General features: G+C 75.1%; 1 protein-coding gene. It reads right to left on the bottom strand.

Annotation, left to right across the window (positions count from 1 at the left end; genetic code table 11):
* Window positions 1–602: helix-turn-helix domain-containing protein (locus BZL64_RS38660; protein WP_107430435.1), on the bottom strand; the 602-nt coding region annotated here is incomplete at both ends.

The following is a 602-nucleotide window of genomic DNA, read 5'->3' as shown; positions in this document are numbered from 1 at the left end:
GCGTCATCCCGCTCAACTCCCGTACGTCACGGGCCAGGTGGGCCTGGTCGGCGTATCCGGCGCGGGCCGCGGTGTCCGTGTACGGCACGCCTCGACGGGCCAGGGCCAGTGCGCGTCGAAGGCGCAGGATGCGGGCCAGCGTCTTGGGGCCGTAGCCGAAGGCGTGCAGTGAGCGGCGATGCAACTGGCGGACTCCGAGGCCGAGTTCGTCCGCGGTCGCGGCGATCGGGCGGCCCGTCGCGAGAGCGGTCACCAGTCGGCGAAGTCCGGCGTCGGGCGGAGTCGTCCGCTCCAGCGCCAGTTCCTCCAGCGCGGTCGCCGGACGGGTCGCGGCCTCGACCCCGGCGCGCAGTCGCCGTACCTCCGCGGCGGGCCACAGGTCGGTCAACTCCACGCGGCGGTCACGCAGTTCATGGGCGGGTACGCCCAGGAGAGCGGGCGCGGTGCCGGGGTAGAGGCGCAGACCCGCCCAGGCCCCGGTCGGGCCCTCGGGGAGGTACGCCCGGGTGTCGGGGCCGGCGACGAGGAGCCTGCCCTCGTTCCACAACAGGTCCATGCAGCCGTCGGGCAGCACCGGACGTGGGTCGCCGCCCGTCGGGGTG

The sequence above is a fragment of the Streptomyces bobili genome, assembly GCF_002154575.1.
GTDB lineage: Bacteria > Actinomycetota > Actinomycetes > Streptomycetales > Streptomycetaceae > Streptomyces > Streptomyces bobili.
This window is presented reverse-complemented; position numbering and strand designations above follow the sequence as displayed.